Below are 18,435 nucleotides of genomic sequence, written 5' to 3'. Positions count from 1 at the left end.
CGAGGATAAAAAGCATCGCTTCCATGATGGACGCAGTGTCCGCTCTGCTGCGGCTCGTATAGCCTGAAAGCCCGCTGGTCCAAAGCGACTATGTAAGGAGAGTGCGACGGCTTATTTGCTCAAGCCGCTTTTTTAAATCCTCGATCCAAGCCTCATCATTAAGAGACTGAGCAAGCAAATACAAATCCAGCAGCTTATTGATTCGCTGCTCTACCAATCTCTCGAAAGCGGATTGGTCCGTCTGCTGCTTCTCCGCCTTCGCCTCTACCAGCAAGTTCGCCCATTCATTGCATTCATTAAAAAGAAAGGTTTGTTTATCTGGTTGAGCCCCCAATTGCGATATTAATCCCGTTAAATCCGGCTTCACCTCCGGAAAAACTTCGCTCCTATTGCAGGTAGTGCATGAGAAAATCGGTACGTTGTCGATCTCGACCTTCCCCGAATAAATTACTGTGCGCAGTTTCATCTTCATGATGTCACCACAATGACACCGCTTATGCAAAGTGGTCCACTCCTTCTTAGTAGCAGCTATCGCCGCTAAGTATTGCTTTTTAGAGTTACAATAGTATAAATGATTCGACCATTTTCGCATAAATTCCTGCTTACACAGCTATGTAATTTTTACTACTAAATTCATCTTTGGAGCCTGCCAAAAGCTTCCGAATTAATGGGCGATTTTTCTCCATTTTTTTCGAACCGGCGGTATTGCTGCAAGAGCTGTCCATATCGCAGCTCCTATCATATCGTTGCGCACATCCATAGGGTCAGGCATTCTGCCGCCCACGAATGATTGATGATACTCGTCCGTAATTCCGTATAGCCCGCAAAGCAGCACGATAACAGCCTTCATCCAGAAACGGTCGCCCCGCTTGCCGATGCCGTAATCGATGGTTAGAGCCAAAACAAAATAAGAGACAAAATGGCCCCAATTAAAATCTTCCATGAACGGAAAAAACTTTTGAAAGAAAGGCAGCAGCGTACCGATCTCGTCGCTAGTTCTGGAGGACAAGGCAAAAATAACGGCCATCCAGGCTACCGCGGGCAAAAAACGAAGCAGCCTAAGGTAAGAGAATGATTTTGAAATCGAATCTGTTTGCTTCATTGTTTCTCCTTCGTTACAATAATAGAGATCTTTAATAGATGGAGGGGAAAATAATGTCATTACAAAACAAAACCGTCATCTGTTTGCTAGACGACGAGTTTGAGGATTTGGAGCTATGGTATCCCGTTTATCGCGCACGCGAGGCCGGTGCAACCGTCTTGTATGCAGGACCCGAGAAAGGCAAGAAGCATATTGGCAAATACGGCGTGCCTGCTGTTGCTGACATGTCATTTGACGAAGTGAACAGCGCGGACATTATCGGTTTGCTCGTGCCAGGCGGCTGGGCTCCCGATAAGCTGCGCCGTTACCCGAAGGTGCTGCAGCTTGTGCAGGAGCTGAATGCGCAGGACAAGCCAATCGGCCAAATCTGCCATGCAGGCTGGGTACTTATCTCGGCGAAAATATTAGAGGGCCGCAAAGTAACCTCAACTCCCGGCATTCGTGACGACATGGAAAATGCAGGCGCCACATGGTTTGATGAAGCCGTCGTTGTTGACGGAAACCTCATCTCCGCACGCCGACCGCCGGATCTTCCTCCTTATGCCAAAGCATTTGTAGACGCATTAGTACAGCGAATGGGCTAACCATTCGCTGTTTTTTTGTCTAATCGTTCCATAAAGCCATTTAGCTGCTCTAGTATTTCGGTGCTCGTGCGGCAGGCATGGAGCTGCTGAAACACTTCTCTGCTCTCTTCCTGAGAAGTGCATAGCAGCCGCTCCTTCACCTGCAAGATCGAATGAGATGACATGCTCAGCTCATCCACGTCCAAGCTAAGCCAAATCGGCAGCGCTCTTAAATCTCCCGCAAGCTCCCCGCATACGCCAACGGTAATTCCGCTTCGCTTCGCCGCTTCAACGGTCATGCGCAGCATTCGAATGAGCGCAGGATGATAAGGCTCATACAAATGGGAGATTTCCTCGTTCATACGATCGACGGCAAGCGTGAACTGAACCAAATCATTTGTGCCAATGCTGAAGAAATCAACTTCCTCCGCAAGCAAATCGGCTATCATGACGGCTGCCGGCACCTCGATCATAATGCCGATTTTCATTCCTTTGTCATAAGGCTGTCCCGCTTCCTCCAGCTCACGCTTCGCTTCGTTCAGCACTGCGTTGGCTGCGCGCACCTCGTCAACTGAAGAGATAAGCGGATACATCAGCTTCACTTGGCCATAATGACTGGCACGCAATATAGCGCGCAGCTGCGTTTTAAATAAGTCCTGACGGTCCAGTGAAATCCGGATCGCACGGTAGCCAAGGAAAGGATTATCCTCTTCAGGAAGCTCAAAATAATCAAGCTGTTTGTCGCCTCCGACATCTAGCGTCCGAATAACGAGCGGCTCGCCTCCAAGCCGTTCGGCTACGCTGCGATACACTTCGAATTGCTCTTCTTCCTTCGGAAACCGATTGCGGTCCATATACAAAAACTCGGTGCGGAACAAGCCTACGCCATGCGCGCCGCTCTGGAGCGCAATTTCCAGCTCTTTGAACGAGCTGATATTAGCCGCAAGCTCCAATCGTTTGCCATCTGGCGTCACAGGACGGTGACCTGCAATGCCATGCAGCTTTTTCTTCGCTTCCGATTGATGGCTGTGCAGTTCGGAATAGGAATCGATCACCTGCTGCACGGGGTCGATAAACACGGTTCCGTCGCTGCCATCGATAATGATCGTTTGTCCGGTTTGTATCGGTTCAGCAAGCTTCGTCTCAACGCCTACGACAAGCGGAACGCCAAGCGCGCGCGCCATAATAGCCGAATGGGAAGTCGTGCTTCCCGCTAGCGTCACGATGCCAAGAACATGCTGCGGATTGATATGAGCAAGCTGTGAGGGCGAGAGCTCCTTCGCGATGAGAATGAAGGGCTGCGTATCCGAAGGGAGCGTAATTTCCGGCGCTCCCAGCAGATGCTTCAGCAATCGATTGCCCACATCTTTAATATCAAGCGCCCGCTCCTTCATATATTCATCATCGAGCAAATCGAACATCGTTACAAAATGATCGATCGCTTCCTTCACCGCTACTTCCGCCGCTTTGTACTGGCGCTGGATAATGCCTTGTATTTCATTCATAAAGACAGGATCGTCCAAAATGGCTATATGAGCATCGAAAATATGTGTTTCCTCCGAACCGACAACATCGCGCAGCTCGTCCTTGATCTGCTCGATTTCCGATTTCGAGGTACGAATGCCTTCGTAAACACGTTCGAACTCGCGGGCAAAATCAGCTACATCAATCTTTTGCTCCGGTAATTCCCATTCCCAATTCGGAAGCACAAACGATCTCCCAATCGCTATGCCTGCTGACGCTCCTATTCCTTGAATCATTGTGTTTCCCCTCCACCGTTTCTCTCTTTAAGTACAACAGACAATACTGAGGACTGCCCCTTTTTCACCGCTTTGAACGGTGCAAACCGCCAAGAGTGTACAAGATCGGAATTAGTAATAACCATCGGTGTCGCAAGCGACTTGCTTTCCTTCTTGACGCGCTGCAAATCAAATTTGATAAGCAGCATGCCTGGCGTAACTTCGTCGCCTTCCTTCACCACCGCATTAAAATAAGCTTTGCCTGCAAGGCGAGAGGTGTCGATTCCGATATGGAGCAGTACCTCCAGCCCTTCAGGAGTAAGAATGCCTATTGCATGCATAGTTGGGTAAATATGAATGACCTTTCCTTTGACTGGAGAGACAAGCTCTCCTTTGTCGGGAATGAATGCCACGCCTTGTCCAACGAGCTTGCCGGCAAATATAGGGTCCGGCACCTCATCAAGCGGAATCATTCGTCCTTGCATCGGCGAGTGGAACAGTACTTGAGCCTGATCGCGATGGATCGTCTTGATCATTTCCTCGCGAATGAGCTCGGAGTAAGTCCCGAATACGACTTGAACATGTCCGCCGCCTAGCTTAATGACGCCTGCTGCTCCTAGATTGCGTAATGAATTTATATCGAGCAGCTTATCATTGGAAACTTTAAGCCGCAGTCTAGTAATACAGGACTCCATTTTTTCTATATTTTGCTTGCCCCCAATGGCTTGCAAGATAAGCGGGGCACGGTAAGGAATGTCGCCTGCCCATTCATCGAGCTGCGAGCCTTCCTCACGGCCAGGCGTCGGAATTCTAAATCTGCGTATCGCCCACCGGAACAAGAAGTAATAAACAAAACCAACGACGATGCCAATGGGAATAATAAGCCATCCCCGGGTAGCCAAATGCAAATTAATGACAAAATCGATGGCGCCCGCAGAAAAAGAGAAGCCGTGCTTAATGCCAAGCTCGTAGGTAACCCACATGATGATACCTGACAATATGGCATGAACGACGTATAAATACGGAGCAACAAACAAAAATGCAAATTCTACCGGCTCCGTGACACCCGTCAAAAATGAAGCGAGTGCTGCATATAGGAACGTTTTCCGTATTTTCGGCTTCAAATCCTCGCGCGCTTCATGAATAATCGCAAGCGCAATGGCCGGCAAAGCAAACATCATGGTCGGATAAAGCCCTGCCATGAACACGCCCGCCGATGGGTCGCCCGCAAAGAAACGAGGCAGGTCGCCGTATACCATGCTGCCCGTCTCCGTCTCATAGCCGCCAATCTGAAACCAGAACACATGGCTGACTAGATGGTGCAGGCCGAACACGACCAGAATGCGATGTACGAACCCATACAAGAAGATGCCGAATCCGCCGCCAGAAGCAACGATATCGCCAAGCTCCACAAGCATTTTTTGCAAATAAGGTGCGAGGTTGATCATGCCAATCGAGAATAGCAAGGAAACAAAACTCACGAACAGCGGAACGAATCTCGGCCCTCCAAAAAACTGTATGTACTCCGGCAAGCGGAGACTTTTGAATCTCTCATGGCTGACACCCGATAAAATACCAATTATAGTCCCGATAAGTACGGTTGGTTCAATCGGCACTTCAGCCGTGCCGGTAATGCCGCTGTAAATAAACATTCCGACGAGCGCTGCCATACCGGCTGCAAGCGCGTTTCCAGTTAATCCAAGCGATATGCCAAGCGCAAAGATATATGGTAAAAACGTAAAAATCGTTTCGCTTGCGGCAATTAAATAACCTTCCATGCCCGGTAATCCTATGTACGCCCAAGGCAGCTTGCTTAAGCTCAAAAATATTGCCGCTCCCGGCAATACAATCATCGGCAGCATAAAAGCTCTACCGAGCTGCTGCAGGCTTCCTATGAAAACCATCATGCACCTCCTTTGCATTTTGCGCTGCAAATGCGAATTTGCGTTGCAAAACTGACTGCATAAGCATTTAGTCCATTATATCTATTTCGATGTTAAGCGTTTGCTACGTTTTTGTCAAAGTAAAACGGCGAGCCTATGAAGGCCCGCCGTTGTTGATGATTCTAATCTTAATTTTTTAAAACGATGTTATCGATTGCCGCCGGAATATGGTGAGTTGTTAATACCACTATTCGACTGCCAGCCTAATTGTGAAATGACTGGGCCTGCTTGTTGATAAGCATTAGTCGCCTCATATACAGGATGCATCGATGTTGTGTTTGAATGCGTTTGAGTCATGCCGCCATAGTTATTTTGCTGGTTTTGCAAGTTAGATTGTGCAAAGCCACCAAAATTTGATGATCCCGCATGCTGAGCATACTGCGAACCAAAATTCGAGGACGGTTGATAATGAGATTGCGATTGTTGACTGTCAGGACCTGCTTGATAGCCAACATGCGAGATAACCGGACCTGTGCTGCCAAAAGCCGTTGCTGGCGATTGCGCATAGCTTTGAACCGGTTGATGCGAGATGAATGAATTGTTCGTTCCTACCGGATTTGTCATATTCGAATAGCCAGATGTAGCAAAATGTTGTTGCGCACCTTGGTTATAAGAATTAGACGCTTGATAACCGCCTGGCACATTCGAAACGATAGAATTCGTTTGTCTGCCAAAAGTCGGTTGGCTGAGCTGCCCTTGATAATGCGATTGCACATTGCCTGTTGGCTGGAATTGTGCGTTTTGGTTTAGGTAGCTCTGTTGTCCTTGGAAATTACCCGGTTGTTGCGAAAATTGATTCACGTCGTGTCCTCCTTGGATACCATTCATAGAGTCTTCAGATGACTACCGACCGTTACGCCCACATTGATTATGCGATAACAAGTTCGGCACTCGCTCTTGAAGCCTTTCTTAGTGTGTAGGAGTGACCGTTTTTTTATTACAGTAATGATTTGGGTTTTCCACCAGGAAGTAGGATAGAATCCTCAACTTTAATGCAACGATCCATAATGACCTCTAAGCCGCCAGCTGCTGCAATGGCAGCTGCTTCCTCGCTTGCGATTCCAAGCTGCAGCCAGAAGGTCTTGGCGCCAATCGCAACCGCCTCCTCCGCGACAGGAGGTGTATACTCGCTTCTGCGGAATACATTAACGATATCAACGGGTACGGGTATATCCTTGAGCGATGCGTAACTTTTTTGTCCCAATATGGTATCGGCGTTAGGATTGACGGGAATAATCGTATAGCCCTTTGCTTGCATCGCTTCGGATACCATATAGGACACGCGCTCAGGATTGTCTGACAAGCCAACAACAGCAACAGTCGTACTTTTCTCCAAAATACCCTTTATCTGCACACGCGTAGGATTCTCAAATGCCATCGTAACACCTCAATTCATCAATTTAGGAACAAGCGCCGAGCCGCCTTTCATCATTTAGCCTTCAATCCACTCAACGTTCGCTCCCAAAGCTTTCAAATGATCAAAGTAAATGGGATACGACTTGGCTACATGATGAGCATCACGAATGCGAATCGGCTGTTTCGCACGCAAACCAACGACCGTCAAAGCCATAATAACGCGATGATCGTAATGGGCATTAATCTCAACGCCGCCCTCGACGCCTTCGGGGCGGCCATGCACGATAATTTCAGCTTGGCGCTCTTCCACGTTCGCGCCTGCTTTGCGCAGCTCATTCAAATAATCGGTAATACGGTCGCATTCTTTGTAGCGCAGATTTTCTACGTTATAGAACCGTGAGGTTCCTTCCGCAAAAACGGCCGCAGCAACCATCGCAAGCACGGCATCGGTCGCATGATCGCCATCGAACTCAACAGCTTTCAGCTTTCCGTTACCTTTAACATGGACAATGCCGCCCTCATGCGTCAGCGGAACCTCCATCATCTTCAACACGTCGACGACCGCGCGTTCGCCTTGCTTGCTCTTCTCTTCAAGGCGATGAACGATTACATCGGATTCCGTTACGGCAGCAGCAGCCAAAATAGCCGCAGATCCCGGATAGTCTCCTTGAACGGAGTATGTTTTAGCCGCATAGCTTTGATTGCCAGGAACACGGAAACGCATATAGTCCTCATCGGCATGGATGACGATTCCAGCTTGCTCCAATACTTCAAGCGTCTGGCCAACGACAACCTTCGATTTCAAATCATGCAGCACTTCGATCTCGCTGTTTTCCTCCAGCAGGGGAGTCAAGAACAGCAGCGCACTCAAAAACTGCGAGCTAATGTTGCCCGACACTTGGATTTTTCCGCCCTTTGGCGCTCCGCCTTGGATACGGATAGGAAGCTTGCCGTCTTGGTGCTCAATAGAAACGCCCATAGCAGTCAAGGATTCAATCAAATCGCTGTGCGGACGCTTGCCTAGCGAATCCGGGTAACGATTAATGAAGGTTACATCTGGGCATAGTGCCGCAATAGCCATCAAAAACCGCAATACAGCACCTGCGTTGCCTACGTCAAGCTGATCAACTGGCTTCGGATGACGGCCAAAGCCGGTGATGACGATTTTCTCATCATCCTCTTCCACCGTCGCTCCTAGATCGCGGATACAACGACGCATAGCGTCGCTATCCTCGCTATGAGCCGGATAATAAATGGTGCTTGTTCCTTCCGCAAGAGCTGCTACAAGCAGGTAGCGGGTCGTGTAATTTTTCGAGGATAGCGCTTGAAGCTCGCCTTCAAGCCTTGGCGTTGGCGTCACTAATACGTCCATAGTTCGTATGATCTCCCTTTACAATAATATATACACCACAAGCGGCCGATCGGCCGTTTGGCGTGATGAACCATCCAGTAATTACGAAATGACGTGCTGCGCAAGTATCGCATCAACGACTTCTTCTGCCGACATATCTGTCGTATCTATCGTCAAATGCGCGAAATCATAAGCATGCTTGCGCTGCTCAAGCAGCAGGTTAACTCGCTCAACCGCATTGCCTTCCAGCAGCGGCCTTGCGGTATCATTTTTGACCCTTGCAATGATTTGCTCGGAACTCGCCTTCAGTGCAACTACAAAACCCTTGCTCAGCATGAGCTCCCTGTTCACCTCGCTGAGTACGGCACCGCCGCCTGTAGCAATAACAGAGCACTCCTCGCTCGCCAAAATCGTATCAAGCACCTTGGTTTCAATGATCCGAAAACCCGCCTCGCCATCCGCCGCAAATATATCGGAAATAAGCCTGTTTTCAAGCCTCTCGATTTCCTCATCGCCGTCGACACGTTTCCAGTCAAGCTTCTCTGCGAGCAGCTTGCTGACGGTTGACTTGCCGGTTCCCATAAACCCAATTAATACTAATTTCTTTAATGGTTGCCTGTCCATCGTAACCGTTTCACCCTTTTCGTTCTTGGTAAACCCTATTTTCTTCAACATCATATCATTTTTTTGCAATTCTAGGGTATAAAAAAGTTGCATATGCCGTATGGATGATAATGATGAATGATGATGAATAGGAGTGACTTTAGCGATGACCAGAGATCCCCATCCGCAACAATTCCACCCCACTCAAAAACGGATCGACCGTATTCTCGATCCCGATCATCCGCTCTGTCGCGCGGATGTTGTCTGGATGCTTGAATTGATTAAAAAAAAGGTGGCTGACGAAGATCCAGCCTTAATGGATCTTTCGCAGCCACGCTTATTGCAAAACTTTCATTTTTTTGCCGTAGCGGCCATGTCCCTCATTCATCGCAGGCATTACAGCAACCAAGAGGCTGATCGGCTGCGAGAATGGCTGCGCCAAGCAGCGCACGGATTGTATGTGGACAATCCTCGCGAGCGGAACCGTTAAAGAGCTGCTCGTATTAAGATTGCATCCAGTTGAAGTGGAAGCTGCCTTCTTTGTCCAAACGTTTGAACGTGTGGGCACCGAAGTAATCGCGTTGTGCTTGAAGCAGGTTAGCAGGCAAACGCTCTGTGCGGTAGCTGTCGAAATAAGCGATTGCGCTTGAGAAAGCAGGAACCGGTACGCCGTTAGTAACAGCGGCAGAAATCACTTCGCGCCAAGCGCCTTGGTAGGACTCAACGATGTTTTGGAAATAAGAATCCAAAAGAAGGTTGCGCAGGTTAGGATCACGGTCGTAAGCGTCTTTGATATTTTGCAGGAAGCGAGCACGGATAATGCAGCCGCCGCGGAAGATCATTGCGATTTCGCCGTAGTTAAGATCCCAGTTGTATTCTTCGGAAGCTGCCCGCATTTGGGCAAAGCCTTGTGCGTACGAGCAAATTTTACTTGCAAACAGCGCTTTGCGCACGGACTCGATAAATGCCGCTCTGTCGCCTTGGAAAGGTGTTTTTGCAGGGCCGTTAAGCACTTTGCTTGCTGCAACGCGTTCTTCCTTCATTGCGGACAAGAAACGAGTAAATACGGATTCCGTAATGATGGAGAGCGGAACGCCAAGATCCAGCGAGCTTTGGCTTGTCCATTTTCCTGTACCTTTTTGGCCAGCGGAATCTAGGATAACGTCTACCATCGGTTTGCCTGTCTCAGGATCGTATTTGGAGAAGATATCTCTTGTGATCTCGATAAGGTAGCTGTCAAGCTCGCCTTTGTTCCACTCGGAGAAAATTTCGTGAAGCTCTTCCGCGCTTACGTCAAGCACGTTTTTGAGCAGGTCGTATGCTTCGCAAATCAGCTGCATGTCGCCGTACTCGATTCCGTTATGTACCATTTTCACATAGTGGCCAGCGCCATCCGGTCCGATATACGTGCAGCAAGCGTCATCGCCTACTTTAGCAGAAATAGCAGTCAGGATCGGTTCAACAAGCTCGTAAGCGGATTTTTGACCGCCTGGCATAATCGAAGGTCCTTTCAAAGCGCCCTCTTCGCCGCCGGATACGCCCGTACCGATAAAGCGGAAGCCTTTTGCTTCAAGGTCTTTGCTGCGACGAACAGTATCAGGGAAATAAGCGTTGCCGCCATCGATGATAATATCGCCTTCAGCCAAATGAGGAACAAGGGAGTCAATCGTTGCGTCTGTTCCTGCGCCAGCTTGTACCATGATCAAAATTTTGCGCGGCACTTCAAGCGATTGCACGAATTCTTCAATCGTGTACGTCGGGACAAGATTTTTGCCAACTGCTTCTTGTACGAGATCATCTGTCTTCTCGCGGGAGCGGTTAAATACCGATACTGTAAAGCCTCTGCTCTCAATGTTAAGGGCAAGGTTCTTACCCATTACGGCCAATCCAATAACGCCAATTTGCTGTTTAGACATCTGGTTTCTTCCATCCTTCATCATCTATTTTGGGTCACAATAGTTTCATTTTACTCCTTTTACGCCAAGAAGAAAACTATTTGCCTAGAAAAATGTCTCAATTGCAGCATCAAAAATATTGACCGATTCAAAAAGTTTATCTTATATATGAAGGAAATCCCCATTCTATTCTCTACAACCACCTGCGGATTCAAGCTCACAGCGCAACCTAAAAACGATCAAAGGCTGCATATTCCGCACAGCTTTCGATCGCTTTTAGATTTTCATATAGGGACCAACATCCATCATCAGAGCTCCAGTTGCAACATTTCCGAACGGAGCGCCATCAGCCGTTCTTTCGATTCCGTAACCGCTTCCTCGTCATCGCCTTGCAGTGCATCGAATAACATCGACAGCTCGTAATCCAGTTCATAACGCAGCACGATGGCTCTTTCCTCTGCTCGCTTGGATTGAAAAGCTCTAATCATTTCTTCTATTGTAACGAAAGGCTTCTTCTGATAAATAATCCGATGTTCCATACCGGACACCTCCACGAGTCGTATAATCTCACCGAACATAATACTTTCAATGACGATTTGACGATCTTTAATGCGCTTCACAACCGCATGTCCACGTGTGTCATTAATCAGCTTTTCAATCAACTCTGACAGCTTCTCGTCTTTGATGATATAGTCGCCGACAATTTTGTAACGATTCTTCATTCGTTGGAATTGCAGCTTAACGAGCTTGCGGCCGGTTCGAATGGATACTAAAAACTGCCCTTCCGTCTCGCTCCAATACAAGGAGTAACCTTCCTGAATAAGATCGCGGATGAGATTTTGGATTTGCCGGCGGTCAAATCGCAGCTCCAAATTGCAGTATTCGACTTCGTGGCTTTTGTTCACGGCAATCCCTCCCTTACCTCAGTTTAGATGATGATGAGTTGACGAAATGTTCTGATAATTTGTTCTTATCTTCATCTTATACTCCATCTTATGTTATGGCAACTTGGATTATTGACTAATTTTACGAATACAGCCGACTAAACTAAAAAAAGGGCGCTGCCGTCTCCAAATCCAGACGGCTCGCTACCCTTTCGTTCCGCTATTCCATAGGCGGCAGTGGGAATTTTATATGAAAGCGCATTATTTTCGGTTAGATGCTTACTTTTCGAGCGCAAAAGCAATCGCTTCCTCTAAGCCTAGCTTTTGCGCTTCCGATTCGCTTCGACGCTTAAGCTCGACGATCCCTTCGGCTGCATGCTTCCCGACTACGATGCGCAGCGGTATGCCGATTAGGTCCGAGTCCTTGAACTTGACGCCCGGTCGCTCGTCCCTGTCATCAAGCAGCGTCTCTACGCCCGCTTCCTGCAGCCTAGCCGCTATATGAAGCGCCAAATCCATTTGCACCTGATCCTTGGCGGATACAGGCACGACATGCACCTGATACGGCGCGATAGCCTTCGGCCAAATGATCCCGTTGCTGTCTGTATGCTGCTCAAGTACCGCTGATAGAAGCCGTGATACCCCGATACCGTAGCAGCCCATTATGAAAGGCTGTTCCGTACCCGCCGCATTTAGAAATTTAGCATTCAGCGCATCGCTGTATTTTGTCCCAAGCTTGAACACATGCCCAACCTCGATGCCGCGATGGAACGTCAAATGGCCTTGCTCGCAGCGCGGACAGCCGTCTCCGGCCAATGCATTGCGATAATCGCCTGCCTGCGCATGCGCTAGATGAACGCGCGGCTGCACGTTTCCTACATGATAGTCCTGCTCGTTTGCGCCTGCGATTCCCGCTTCCATCGCAAGCACCGCATAGTCTGCAAAGATAGGAATCGTTAAGCCGATCGGACCTGCAAAGCCAGTTGGCGCACCTGTCACCCGCTCAGTAGTCTCCTGATCCGCAAGCTCCAGCTGCGTGGCACCTAGCGCATTTTTCAGCTTGATTTCATTGACCTCATGATCGCCTCTTACGATAACCGCTACCGGGCTTCCGTCGGCCGAATAAATCAATGTTTTCATAAATGTATCGGCAGGAGCGCCAAACGCCTCAACAAGCTGCTCCATTTTTTTAATGTTCGGCGTATGGAGACGCTCCGGCTCTTTATGTTGAACGGTTTGTCCGCTTTCGCTCCGCAGCTCGGCACGAAATTCCGCTTTTTCCAAATTAGCCGCATAGCTGCAAGCATCACATGCCGCAATCGTATCCTCACCGATCTCGGCGAGCGCCATAAATTCATGCGTGCCGCCCTCGCCTCCGATGGAGCCGGCATCCGCTTCAACGGCGCGGTAATTCAGGCCGCAGCGCGTAAAGATACGGTTATACGCTTCATACATGCTCATGTAACTGCGGTGAAGGCCCTCAAAGTCCTCGTCAAAGGAGTAAGCATCCTTCATTAAAAACTCTCTGCCGCGCAGCAGCCCATAGCGAGGACGCTGTTCATCGCGGAACTTCGTTTGAATCTGGTACAGTGTCATTGGCAGCTGGCGATAGGAGCTCACCTCGCTGCGAACCAGAGCGGTGATCACTTCCTCATGTGTCGGACCCAGCGTAAATTCCCGATCGTGGCGGTCGCGCAGCCTGATTAACTCAGGACCGTAAACCTCGTAACGACCGGATTGCTGCCAGAGCTCGGCTGGCTGCATCGCAGGCATCAGCACCTCTTGCGCCCCTGCTTGATCCATTTCCTCCCGCACGATCTGCTCGAGCTTTCTAAGCACGCGGCGTCCGAGCGGCAAATACGTATAAATGCCAGCCGCGAGCTGTCTGATCAGACCTGCGCGCAGCATCAGAATATGGCTGGCTGCTTCCGCTTCCGATGGCGCCTCGCGCAAAGTTGGCATGAATAACTGGCTTTGTCTCATAGTTGAATAGCCTCCTTGTGATTAAATTAGGTTAAATGAAAACAAAAAGAACGCATTCGTAAGGGACGAATGCGTTCGTGGTACCACCCTAGTATAGCTGCCGTTCATTGTGGCAGCCCTTGCTTAGATAACGGAAGATGACTTCCGGCAGCGGTTCTCGTTTCTTAACCGCCGCAGCTCTCAAGGTAGGGAATAATCAGTCGTTCATAGAAGCCTTGCAGCCTGCGGGCTTCCTCTCTGAGATAAACGGCAGCTGATCAACATAGCCTTGGTCGACGCTGTTATATTGTCATTAACTTTTGATAAAATTTACAATACAAAGGAAGCGAAGTCAAGCCATATTTTATACACTGGATGTGTTCTATGATTTGCTTGCGCGATTCGGTCTAAGCACAGCTGAACCAAACGCAATCATAACGGCTGCGAATAAGAGCAGAATAAGAAGCTGAAGTCCGATATCGCTGATGCTGCCTCCGCCGCCTAAACGGTCAACCGCTTGAATGGCCCATTTTTGCGGAGTGAAATTAGCGAGCTTTTGCATAAAATCAGGCAGGATGGATATCGGAAAAAAGCAGCCGCTGATCATGCAGGACGGTGTAATAATAAGATTGTTGATCTGCGAAAGCTGGGCGCTGTTGCGCACAAGCCCGGCAACCGCCGACGCAAGGCCAACAGCCGCCAGCAAGAAGCACTCCAGAACAAGCAGCAGCGACCCAAACGAGATGCCCGGCGAGTAGCCGAATACGAAATAAGATAAGCTGAGCACGATAACAAGCTGTATCGTGCCTACGAGCATGCTCCCCATAAAATTGCCGAAGGCGATATCGATAGCGCGGAGCGGAGCGGTGAACATTCTCGCCATCGTCCGCTTCTCTCTATCTTCAAGGACGAAACCGATCGATTGACTGACAAGCATCATGACGAACATAAGGATTAAACCGATCATCGTCGGATTGGAAACGATCTTGCCAAGCTTCATGCTGACCTTATCGGCAACTACCTTTGGCGACGCCTGTGCATCAAGCAGCGCGGTCAGCTTTGTCAAATCCGCTTCGCCAGTGCTGCTCACAAGGCTTGCAGAGGAGGAAAGCTTACTAGCTTCCGTCTCCAGCAAGGTTGCGAGCGATGCATTCCACAATTGCACATTCATCCGGTACAAATTCGCCTCCGTTACGCTGCCTTCGAGCAGCTTGGCGGAATAATCGGAAGGGATGTAGATAGCAGCATCTGCTTTCCCATTTACGACCATATCCTTAAGCTCCTGTTCCGTCAGCTTCGGCTCCAAATGGATCTCGTAGAGACTCTCCTGCTCTACCGAGGAAGCAAGGTAGCTGCCTAATAGGCCAGCGTCCTGATTGCTAATGGCAATAACCGCTTTTTGCCCATCGAAGCTAGCAAACAGCCCTGCCATAATAGAAAGAAAGATTGCAGGAACCAGCACGTTCATAATTAGTCCGCGGCGAGATCCCATCGTTCTGCGTATTAGTTGAGTTGCGATATGAAAGCTAGGCATGCTGCTTCACCACCTTTGGCAGCCTGATCACTGCGATAATTGTAAACGCTAGTGCAATAACGCCAAGTATCCCGATTCCATTCCAAACCGCAGATGTATCTGTACCGCTCATAAGCGTTCGCAAACTCACGTTTGCCCAATGATTGATCGTTAATTTATTGGCGCCGCCAACCATTTTCTCTATGCCGGTCATCATGCCGCCGCTAAGAAAAGTCATGCTGAAGACAATAATAGTAAACAAGGTTTGCGTTGTTTTCCGCGTGCGGGCAAAGGACGCGATCGTGATAGAAAGCCCAGCGCCTGCCGCTGCCGTAAGCAAACATATGAGTGTAATCAAGCCTAAGTGGCTGCCCCAATCCACGCCGTATACATAGGAGGTGAACGCTACGATAATGACCGCTTGCAGCGCAGCAAGCATGCCGGCTCCAACGATGATGCCAAACACGATCGCTCTAAATGAGCTAGGTATCGCATACATGCGCTGCAGCGTGCCGCTCTCTCTTTGGTTCAGCAATGCAAGCCCCGCTGACATGCCTCCGTACAGTAGAAACATGATTAAATAAGCTGCTGAATAATATTGGATCGCAGATGTTTCTCCGAACTCTTGACTATCTCCTGAACCGAGATTATAGGCTGCAATGTGACTCTTGCTAGCTTCTGCTTGGCTGCCAGCTCCGCTAAGTGAAGCCGCGAGCTCCGGACCGAGCGTCTCTATCGCCGCCAAGCGCAGGTTCACATTAGCCAAGTATCGGTTAACAACGGCATCCGCTGCTATATTTTTCTCTTCGTAACGCCCTGAGTATGTCAGCCATTTGGCAGTTTCACCGGCCTTCAACAGCTCCGAATAATTTGCCGGAATATACACGCCGTAGTCGGCAATTCCCTCGCGCACAAAGTCTTGCACCTCTTTCTCTGAACCAGCCTCAACCACCTTAATGTAAGGCGCGATCGCTTCATCCTTCCAGAACGAATCGATGCTTGCTCTCATTTCACCATGATCTGCCGTAAACAGCGCAACCTTTGAAGGCTTAATCTCCGTATCAAACGCGCTTCCAAGCAGCAGGATCAGTACTAATGGCAATCCAATCAATACAATGAGGACCGAACGCATCCGACTATATTTAATTAGCTCATAATAAGCTGTCGTCCACCATGCTCGCATTGTTAACTCCCCCTATTCGTCACGCAAAGTGCGCCCAGTCATTTGAAGGAAGAGCGACTCAAGATTCGGCTCTATCCGCGTCAGCTTGCGAAGATTGATGCCATGCTTCTGGATAATAAACAACAGATCCTGCAATATGGATGGCGATTCCTTCACCGACACTTCAAGCGTCAAACCCTCGTCATGCTCATCAAGCTGCTGTACGCCCGGATGGTCTGTTATTTCAGTCAGCGCGGTGCTTGATTTCCGGTCAATTTCAAAAATCAGCTTTTCTGCTTGGCCGACCTGGCGCTTCAATTCATCCTTCGTGCCGCATGCGATCAGCTTGCCTTGATCCAGGATGCCGATTCGTGTACAAATCGCCTCAACCTCCTCCATATAGTGGCTCGTATAAATGACGGTTGAGCCCAGTTTATTCAGTGCTCTTACCGATTCTAAAATATGATTCCGCGACTGCGGGTCAATGCCGACAGTCGGCTCATCCATAATGATGAGCTTTGGCCGGTGCATGATGGCGCAGGCGATGTTAAGGCGCCTTTTCATGCCACCCGAGAACGTTGAAGGCTTATCCTTGGCACGCTCCAGCAGTCCTACGAATTGAAGCGCTTCGTCAACGCGGTCGCGCAGAAGCGATCCTCTTAAGCCGTACAGTTTCGCAAAAAAGGTAACGTTCTCTCTGGCTGTCAGCGTCTCGTAAATAGCCAGCTCCTGCGGCACTAGACCGATACGCTTCTTCACTTCAAGGGGCTGCTTCCGGATTGAGAAGCCATCCACCAAAATGTCGCCGCCGCTTGGTTCTAGCAGTCCCGACAGCATATGGATCGAAGTGCTTTTTCCGGCGCCGTTTGGTCCAAGCAGGCCAAATATTTCTCCTTCGCCGATATTGAAACTAAGATGGTTAACCGTTAATGTCGTATCGTATTTTTTAACAACCTCGCGAAATGTGACTAGACTCATTTATTATTCATCCTTTCGGTCTGTTTCTGATAAACCAATCATACAAGATCGCTATCCTCGAAACAGGTCTATTAAGTCACCTTCTGAAGGTGACAAAAGTCATCTCCTGTAGAAAGTGCCGCGAGCATCATGAAAGTTAGATGAAAAGCTGTTTTCATTATCGTTCGCCCATGCAACATTATGCTATAATGAAGCAAATTCAGCTGCGGGAGCCATTTTACCATGAATATACTGCTGCACCGGATTCGGATTTTGCTCGTAGCGATCCCTCCTATTATTAGCATCGTTGACGTAAATGCAGGCTCGTACGCCTTTTACACCGCTTATGTGCTGCTCGCCCTGCTCCTGATTAAAGCTTCTTCCCAGTTTCCAAAAGCCGGCAATCTATTGCTGCTCGCGGAGCTGATCGGCTTTGCTTGGTTTTCCTACTCGTATGGCGGTGTTTTGTTTCTATTGTTATTCTCCACGCTCATTGCGACATTTCGCAGCAGACCCGCGCCTATGATGTGCGTTTTCTGGGCGGCGATTGGTTTATTGGCATTGCTGTCCGGCCTGCATGGCAGAGACAATGAAATTACTTTTGCAGTCGCCGTGCTCTGGGTTACAACGTCTGCCATTCTATATGCGTCCAATGAGTTCGAGGAAAAACGCCACCAAATCGAAGATTTGTATGGGGCACTGGCTGCAAGCCATGCGGAGCTCGACGCTGCGAGACGCAGAATGCAGGATTATGCCTTGCAGGTGGAGCATAATGCGCAGGTCGAAGAGCGGAATCGCATCGCCAAAGATATACATGATGATCTGGGCCACCGGCTTATTCGTGTCAAAATGATGTCCGAGGCCGCTTTGCATTTGTTTGACGCGGATACGGACCGAGCTAAAGGCACCCTTACGCAAATACGCGACCAACTGCAGGACAGCATGGAGCTGATGCGCCGTACGGTGCGCAGGCTCGCTGCAGATGGCGAGAAGGACGCCAGGCGTTACGCGCTGGATCGTCTCGTTGAGGAATCCGCCTCCGCTTTGGGGATAACCGTCAGCTTTCAAGTGAACGGACACCCAAGGCCGCTTTATCCGAGCTTGGAGCTTATATTGTTCAAAAATGCCCAAGAAGCCATAACGAATGCCGTTCGGCATGGCAAAGCGACCGCAGTTACGGTAGATCTTGACTTCTCGGAAGATTCCGTCGCGCTTACGATAGCCAATAATGGCAGCCTTCCAGGCGAGCCTATTGAAGCTGGTCTTGGCATGAAGGGGATGAAAGAGCGGATATCGCTTATCGGAGGCAGGCTGGAGTGGCAGAACGCTGGCCGCTTCTCGGTTACGACAACGCTGCCGCTTCTCGGAGGTTAACGACGATACCACTTGCTTAGAAATGGGGTTG

Annotated in this window: 17 protein-coding genes; 3 read left to right on the top strand and 14 right to left on the bottom strand. The window is 49.3% G+C overall.

Annotated elements, in window-relative coordinates:
- Positions 1 to 88 precede the first annotated feature (88 nt).
- Positions 89 to 472, bottom strand: a complete 384-nt coding sequence (locus tag A7975_RS02270; RefSeq protein WP_063846235.1) for a hypothetical protein — start codon at positions 470 to 472, stop codon at positions 89 to 91.
- Between the two features lie 192 nt (positions 473 to 664).
- Positions 665 to 1,102, bottom strand: a complete 438-nt coding sequence (locus tag A7975_RS02265) for a VanZ family protein (protein ID WP_065384022.1) — start codon at positions 1,100 to 1,102, stop codon at positions 665 to 667.
- A 53-nt stretch (positions 1,103 to 1,155) separates the two neighbouring features.
- Here A7975_RS02265 and A7975_RS02260 point away from each other — a divergent pair, with 53 nt between their 5' ends.
- Complete coding sequence (locus A7975_RS02260) at positions 1,156 to 1,686, top strand: type 1 glutamine amidotransferase domain-containing protein (RefSeq protein WP_065384021.1); 531 nt, start codon at positions 1,156 to 1,158, stop codon at positions 1,684 to 1,686.
- Here A7975_RS02260 and ptsP read toward each other — a convergent pair.
- The 6 genes from ptsP to A7975_RS02230 all read right to left on the bottom strand — a co-directional run bounded on the left by ptsP (position 1,683) and on the right by A7975_RS02230 (position 8,678).
- Positions 1,683 to 3,425 (bottom strand): phosphoenolpyruvate--protein phosphotransferase, encoded by a 1,743-nt coding sequence (ptsP, locus tag A7975_RS02255; protein WP_053375592.1) that lies wholly within the window; start codon positions 3,423 to 3,425, stop codon positions 1,683 to 1,685. The genes A7975_RS02260 and ptsP overlap by 4 nt on opposite strands.
- Positions 3,422 to 5,308: a glucose PTS transporter subunit IIA gene (locus A7975_RS02250; RefSeq protein ID WP_065384020.1), complete on the bottom strand. Its 1,887-nt coding sequence runs from the start codon at positions 5,306 to 5,308 to the stop codon at positions 3,422 to 3,424. Before A7975_RS02250 ends, ptsP begins: the two co-directional genes overlap by 4 nt.
- A gap of 186 nt (positions 5,309 to 5,494) precedes the next feature.
- Entirely contained in the window at positions 5,495 to 6,148 is a 654-nt protein-coding gene (locus A7975_RS02245) for a hypothetical protein (RefSeq protein WP_053375590.1), read from the bottom strand.
- A 136-nt stretch (positions 6,149 to 6,284) separates the two neighbouring features.
- Positions 6,285 to 6,725, bottom strand: a complete 441-nt coding sequence (locus A7975_RS02240) for a CoA-binding protein (protein WP_065384019.1) — start codon at positions 6,723 to 6,725, stop codon at positions 6,285 to 6,287.
- Between the two features lie 54 nt (positions 6,726 to 6,779).
- On the bottom strand, positions 6,780 to 8,075 hold the full coding sequence (gene aroA, locus A7975_RS02235) for a 3-phosphoshikimate 1-carboxyvinyltransferase (RefSeq protein ID WP_065384018.1): 1,296 nt from the start codon (positions 8,073 to 8,075) through the stop codon (positions 6,780 to 6,782).
- A gap of 81 nt (positions 8,076 to 8,156) precedes the next feature.
- Positions 8,157 to 8,678 (bottom strand): shikimate kinase, encoded by a 522-nt coding sequence (locus tag A7975_RS02230; protein ID WP_065384017.1) that lies wholly within the window; start codon positions 8,676 to 8,678, stop codon positions 8,157 to 8,159.
- 145 nt (positions 8,679 to 8,823) lie between these two features.
- Here A7975_RS02230 and A7975_RS02225 point away from each other — a divergent pair, with 145 nt between their 5' ends.
- A complete protein-coding gene (locus A7975_RS02225) occupies positions 8,824 to 9,147 on the top strand; it encodes a hypothetical protein (RefSeq protein ID WP_065384016.1) in 324 nt (107 codons plus the stop codon).
- A 13-nt stretch (positions 9,148 to 9,160) separates the two neighbouring features.
- Here A7975_RS02225 and gndA read toward each other — a convergent pair whose 3' ends face one another.
- From gndA to A7975_RS02195, 6 genes are all read right to left on the bottom strand, one after another.
- The gene (gene gndA / locus A7975_RS02220) at positions 9,161 to 10,573 is read right to left on the bottom strand and encodes an NADP-dependent phosphogluconate dehydrogenase (RefSeq protein ID WP_053377757.1); all 1,413 of its coding nucleotides are present in this window, start codon (positions 10,571 to 10,573) and stop codon (positions 9,161 to 9,163) included.
- A gap of 287 nt (positions 10,574 to 10,860) precedes the next feature.
- Positions 10,861 to 11,457, bottom strand: a complete 597-nt coding sequence (locus A7975_RS02215; protein ID WP_053375586.1) for a hypothetical protein — start codon at positions 11,455 to 11,457, stop codon at positions 10,861 to 10,863.
- Between the two features lie 258 nt (positions 11,458 to 11,715).
- A complete protein-coding gene (locus tag A7975_RS02210) occupies positions 11,716 to 13,419 on the bottom strand; it encodes a proline--tRNA ligase (RefSeq protein WP_065384015.1) in 1,704 nt (567 codons plus the stop codon).
- A gap of 361 nt (positions 13,420 to 13,780) precedes the next feature.
- Positions 13,781 to 14,932 carry an ABC transporter permease gene (locus A7975_RS02205; RefSeq protein WP_065384014.1) on the bottom strand — a complete coding sequence of 384 codons (1,152 nt, stop codon included), beginning with the start codon at positions 14,930 to 14,932 and terminating at the stop codon, positions 13,781 to 13,783.
- Positions 14,925 to 16,094 (bottom strand): ABC transporter permease, encoded by a 1,170-nt coding sequence (locus A7975_RS02200; protein ID WP_065384013.1) that lies wholly within the window; start codon positions 16,092 to 16,094, stop codon positions 14,925 to 14,927. The genes A7975_RS02205 and A7975_RS02200 overlap by 8 nt, the downstream gene beginning before the upstream one ends.
- Positions 16,095 to 16,106: 12 nt before the next feature.
- A complete protein-coding gene (locus tag A7975_RS02195; protein ID WP_053375583.1) occupies positions 16,107 to 17,051 on the bottom strand; it encodes an ABC transporter ATP-binding protein in 945 nt (314 codons plus the stop codon).
- A 222-nt stretch (positions 17,052 to 17,273) separates the two neighbouring features.
- Between A7975_RS02195 and A7975_RS02190 the strand changes: the two genes are divergently transcribed.
- The gene (locus A7975_RS02190) at positions 17,274 to 18,404 is read left to right on the top strand and encodes a sensor histidine kinase (protein WP_065384012.1); all 1,131 of its coding nucleotides are present in this window, start codon (positions 17,274 to 17,276) and stop codon (positions 18,402 to 18,404) included.
- Positions 18,405 to 18,435: the final 31 nt, after the last annotated feature.

The sequence above is a fragment of the Bacillus sp. FJAT-26390 genome (assembly GCF_001682865.1).
Taxonomy (GTDB): Bacteria; Bacillota; Bacilli; order Paenibacillales; family Paenibacillaceae; genus Pristimantibacillus.
Note: the sequence above shows the minus strand (reverse complement) of the source record. Positions and strands in the feature narration are given on the sequence as shown.